Here is a 4,850-nt window from a genome sequence, read left to right as displayed (position 1 = left end):
GAGGGACTGCATGCGCCTCTCCTCGAACAGCCTGGACAATAACTCTGGCAATATGCGCTGGAGCTCAAGCCAACCGGCCGTCACCTTGTCGTTCCTGGCGCCACAGGACAGTCACGACCCGCGCCTGATCCGGGCGAACGGTGTCTCGGGACTGGGCATTTTACTGAGTGACAGCGACATGCGCCCGGTACGACTCGGCAACCGGGACATGCCGGTACTGGTGACCCCGGGTCAGGATACCCTGACCTATTATGTGGCACCGGTGCGCACCCTGGCGCCGTTGCAACCGGGTGCCTACTGGGCAAATGTCGATTTTCGGCTGAGCTATGACTGAGGAACGGACAATGAACCTAACGAGAGGAAAGTCTCGTCGAGTACTCCCGTTTTTGCCGCTGATGCTGAGTATGGCGAGCGGCAGTGTGGTGGCGGGGACTGCCCAGCAGAACGTGGCGATTACCGTGACGGTGGTGGCGGCGCTACCCTGCGTTTTCAACAACGGTAACGATGTCACGGTGGATTTTGGTAATGATGTGATCACCACCCAGGTTGATGGCAATAACTATCGCCGCCCGGTGCCGTATAACCTGGTGTGTCCCGGGCTGCCCAACAATGCCTTGAAGTTGCAGTTTGATGGCATGGGGGCCGGGTTTGATACCGGGGTCCTGGCGACCAGCAATCCCATTCTGGGGATCCGATTGGTGGATGGCGGTGGTGCCCAGGTGGCGCCCAAGAGCTGGCTGAACTTTACCTATCCAAACATGCCGGTCATCAGTGCCGTACCGGTAAAACAGGCAGGGTCTACCCTGACGGGCGGGGCCTTCACTGGCGCTGCCACGTTGTTGGTGGAATATCAATGAGCAGGAGAATCGCCATGTTAAGAATAAAGGTCATAAGCAGTGTCGTGCTGACAGGGATGTTGCTGAGTGCGGGGGCGAACGCAGTGGATGTCAATTTTCGTGGCACGTTGATTGATCCGCCCCCCTGCACCATCAATGGCGGGACGGATGTGGATGTCAACTTTGGTTCTACGGTGTTAACGACCCGGGTTGACGGGGTCAACTACCGAATGGCGGTGCCATTGAATATCGTGTGTACTGCACCGCCCTTGAACACCATGCGATTACAGTTTGTAGGAACAGGAGCTCCGTTTGATGCCGCGGTGGTCAATACCGACAAGACTGACCTGGGGATCAAACTGTACAGCGGTACCGGTACGGGGACGCCGGTGGACGTGAATACCTGGTTGAATTTTACCTACCCGACCTTTCCGGCAATTGAAGCCGTGCTCGTGAAAAACCCAGGGTCTACGTTGACCAGCGGGGTATTTTCGGCTGCGTCAACCGTGTTACTGGACTGGCAGTGAATGATGAGGTGGTGGTGATGTCGCGTATCTCTATACCGGTGATGGTGATGATGGTTCTCGTTGTCAGCAGCAGTCCGGCACTGGCGGTTGATGTTCAGTTCTCGGGAACGTTGCAGGAGCCCCCACCGTGTGAAATCAACAACGGCAACCTGATTGATGTTGATTTTGGCAGCAAGGTGGGTGTTGGCAAGGTTAACGGGGTGAACTACAAACAGGGAGTGGCCTACACCATTACCTGTGCGCCGGGGGCCCCTGCCTGGTCTCTGGGATTGTCGTTCAATGGCACCGAAACGGCGTTTGATTCGGCCGCAGTGCAGACGGACAAGAATGGTCTGGGGATCCGGCTGCTGCATAATGGCGTGCCGTTTACCATGAATACCCGTATGCCCATTAACGCAGGGGCGCCACCAATACTGGAGGCGGTACCGGTAAAAGACCCTGCGGTGACGTTGACGGACGGGGTATTTGAAGCGACAGCGACGCTGCTGGCGGATTATCAATAGGAGACGATGATGTCAGGACGAGGAAAGTGCCGTTGGGTGTCGGTGTTGCTGGGCGGAATGCTCCTGACCTCTACCTCTGGTGCGGCAGACAACATGCGGCTGCATGGGGCGCTGGTGTTTGAGGCGTGTGATATCCAGACCGGTGACGAGAACCAGGACATTTCGTTGGGAATGACCCCGGACCGTTATTTTTACATGCACCAGCGCACGCAGGGGAGAGCGGTGAATATACACCTGGTGAACTGTGACACGACGGTCGCGAATAATGTCACTGCGACCTTTACCGGGACAGAGAATGCGGCGTTGCCGGGGTTGCTGGCTTTTGATGCGGGGAGTACGGCAGCCGGTGTTGCTGTGGGACTGGAGACATCGGGAGGGCGTTTTTTACCGCTAAATGTGGCGGGTGATAAGACGCCCCTGAATAACGGGACCAACGTCATTACGGTCAGTGCGTATCTGCAAGGGGAGCCGGGGGCGTTGGCCAACCAGAGCATCACGCGCGGCGCGTTCACGGCAACCACGACGTTCCAACTGGACTATGACTGAATATCTCCCTGGCATTGATGCCCCTTGAGTGGATTGGAGACGGAACTCTGGCAGCAGGCGTATCAGTGGGTGTGTCGACAACGCCGCCAGGCCCCGGCCAACGCGGATATCTGGCATCTGCGCCATCACTGGCCGATAGAGGGCGGTAGGCTGTTGGCCGAGGTCATGGCCGGGTGTTACCGGCTGTTGCCGATGCAGGTTGTTGGGCGAGGCAATCAAGCACAGGCCCAATGGTGTGCCCGGGATGCACTGGTGCTGAAATGGGTTGCGTTGCAGGTGGCAGATCAGTTACCTCGGCACCGGTTGTGCTACCACCTCAAAGGGCAGGGGGGCAGCCGTGGGTCGCTCCGCGCGGTCAGCGAGGCGTTGTACAGTGGGCGATATCCTTATGTCCTGCGTACCGATATTCGAGGCTATTACCGGCATATCCGCAAGACGCAGGTGATGAGTCAGATAGAAAGGTACGTTAGCTGCCCGGTTCTACAGCAACTCATTCGGCAGTACCTGCATTACAGTGTGGAACATGGTGGTGAATTTATCACCCCGACCAGCGGGATTTGCCGGGGGTGTGCGCTGAGTCCCCTGATTGGAGCCAGTCTGCTCCATCATGTGGATGCGTATTTTGCTTCGCAAGAGGAGGTGTTTTATGCCCGGTACATGGACGACTTTCTGATACTGGCGCCGACGCGCTGGCGACTGCGGAAATGTATACGCGCCCTTAACACCTTCTTTGAATTGGGCGGTTTTGAACGCCATCCGGACAAGACCCAACAGGGCCGGGTGGAGAAAGGCTTTGACTGGCTGGGCCTGTGGTTTACCCCTGCGGGGGCCACCGTCTCGGCCAGGGCATTAGAGAACCATCGTGACCGACGCGCGCGGCTTTATGAGCAAGCCGTTGCCAGGGGGCTGTCTGAACAAGCGGCCATGGCAAGGGTGCGGGCGTATGAGGCACGGTGGACATTATGGGCAGAGCGTTTGATGCAGGTCGTGCCTGGTTCGATGTGATTGCCTCTAACTCGGTTCTTGGAGTTATCCAAATTGAAAAAAAGTACTAAACTACTTCCGGTCATCGCGTTTTGTCTTTTCACACATGCTGCCCACGCCGGGTTTATTATCGAAAATGGGAACACGGTGCGGCTGACGCCCGGCGGACCTAACCTCATCGGGTTCCATACGGCTACTGGAGGTCTAAACTACCATACGTGGGGGGTCTTCACCGCTGTCACGCGTGCCACTGATACAGTACCACTCATGTCCGTGGGGGTCTGGACTGCTAACCGACAAGGCGCTAGCACTGCGCCGATGCCCTGGGCCACATTCCTAAACCAAAACAACAACTCCCTGACGACGTTCCGATGGACAAACTCTGACATCCAAAGCGCTCACAACTTGGGTGCAACCCGCATGTGCCTATTCGAAAGAACCAGCATCTCTAACAACTCAACCTATCTCGGGGATTGCGTGCCGATTGCGAATCTGTATACACCCACTTCTTGCATTCTGACCTTGCCTCCGTCGATCAATTTCGGCGTGATCCCGGCCGGTACAACGTTCCTGAGGCACAATATAACCGGTAACGTGACTTGCGATGATGCAGCCACCCTTACCATCCTAGCCGGTGATCGGACACTCGCCAGTTCTCGAGTGCTGCTTGACCCAACTGGGAGTATGTATGCCGATATGGATGTCGGTGGTCGGGATGGGCTCACCCCGCAGCCGGTGAATGTACAGCGAAATATCCCTTTGGCCGTAAACATAGGCGCCACCCTACAGTCAAGCACCGTCACGACGCCGGGCGTGTATAACGCAACAGCCCTCGTACGTGTTACCTGGCCATAATGATTTGTAGATGCAAATTTGAGGGAAGTAGCACCTCCTTTGCCCCGTTGTGATCTTGCTTAACAAAGAGTGATGAAGATCGTAATACGACAATAAAGTGGCAGGTATCAATTATAACAAGGGGGATACACGGAATCGGACTGTGAGCCTACCGTAATCCACGCCAGCAATGACTCAGGCCGATCAATGTCGGAAATTGTTACTGGGCCTCTATCTATCACTAAAACTTTATTTTCGTCCTAATTTGAACCGCTGAGTGTGTGGTCTAAGGGTAAGACCGTTATGGCACCATCAGTTACTGTATTGAAGTTCCCGGAGTAAACATGTACGCATCACAATTCACCAGTCGTGTTTGGCTAGCCATCTTTTTAGGTCCACTCTTCATTGGAGGATGCAATACCATCCCTAAAGGTAAAGTAACGCCGGACAATAATGCGTCCGCATTTGTACATGACGAGCGAACTGAGGCCGAACGTCTGCAGCGTTGCAGCGCCGAGCTCGAAGCGCAAAAAACCGTTAATCGGGAACAGTACGACAAGCAGCGTGCTGAGTTTGACCGGTTGATGAGCGGTGCGGCGCAATATGCCACCGTCCGCGGC

General features: G+C 55.8%; 6 protein-coding genes and 1 pseudogene. All 7 read left to right on the top strand.

The window, feature by feature from the left end; translation table 11 throughout:
- On the top strand, nucleotides 1–334 hold a 334-nt coding region (locus tag A6U95_RS23410; protein ID WP_206744300.1), incomplete at its 5' end, for a type 1 fimbrial protein.
- A gap of 10 nt (nucleotides 335–344) precedes the next feature.
- Complete coding sequence (locus A6U95_RS23405) at nucleotides 345–857, top strand: fimbrial protein (protein ID WP_083196453.1); 513 nt, start codon at nucleotides 345–347, stop codon at nucleotides 855–857.
- A 14-nt stretch (nucleotides 858–871) separates the two neighbouring features.
- Complete coding sequence (locus tag A6U95_RS23400; protein ID WP_065686241.1) at nucleotides 872–1,363, top strand: fimbrial protein; 492 nt, start codon at nucleotides 872–874, stop codon at nucleotides 1,361–1,363.
- Nucleotides 1,364–1,380: 17 nt separating this feature from the next.
- Complete coding sequence (locus tag A6U95_RS23395) at nucleotides 1,381–1,866, top strand: fimbrial protein (protein ID WP_065686244.1); 486 nt, start codon at nucleotides 1,381–1,383, stop codon at nucleotides 1,864–1,866.
- A 6-nt stretch (nucleotides 1,867–1,872) separates the two neighbouring features.
- Entirely contained in the window at nucleotides 1,873–2,412 is a 540-nt protein-coding gene (locus A6U95_RS23390; RefSeq protein ID WP_059202180.1) for a fimbrial protein, read from the top strand.
- A gap of 24 nt (nucleotides 2,413–2,436) precedes the next feature.
- On the top strand, nucleotides 2,437–3,417 hold the full coding sequence (locus A6U95_RS23385; RefSeq protein WP_241810718.1) for a reverse transcriptase domain-containing protein: 981 nt from the start codon (nucleotides 2,437–2,439) through the stop codon (nucleotides 3,415–3,417).
- 1,157 nt (nucleotides 3,418–4,574) lie between these two features.
- Nucleotides 4,575–4,850 (top strand): annotated as a pseudogene (locus tag A6U95_RS23375) (hypothetical protein); the annotation flags it as partial.

Origin of the sequence: Serratia sp. 14-2641 (assembly GCF_001692375.1) — a bacterium.
GTDB classification, from domain to species: Bacteria; Pseudomonadota; Gammaproteobacteria; order Enterobacterales; family Enterobacteriaceae; genus Chania; species Chania fonticola_C.
The sequence above is the reverse complement of the archived record's forward strand: the minus strand, read 5'-3'. Positions and strand labels throughout refer to the sequence as shown.

What these genes read in the sequence shown, in the direction of transcription:
- A6U95_RS23390 (WP_059202180.1), top strand. Translation starts at nt 1,873, where the DNA reads ATGATGTCAGGACGAGGAAAGTGCCGTTGGGTGTCGGTGTTGCTGGGC.
- A6U95_RS23395 (WP_065686244.1), top strand. Translation starts at nt 1,381, where the DNA reads ATGTCGCGTATCTCTATACCGGTGATGGTGATGATGGTTCTCGTTGTC.
- A6U95_RS23405 (WP_083196453.1), top strand. Translation starts at nt 345, where the DNA reads ATGAACCTAACGAGAGGAAAGTCTCGTCGAGTACTCCCGTTTTTGCCG.
- A6U95_RS23400 (WP_065686241.1), top strand. Translation starts at nt 872, where the DNA reads ATGTTAAGAATAAAGGTCATAAGCAGTGTCGTGCTGACAGGGATGTTG.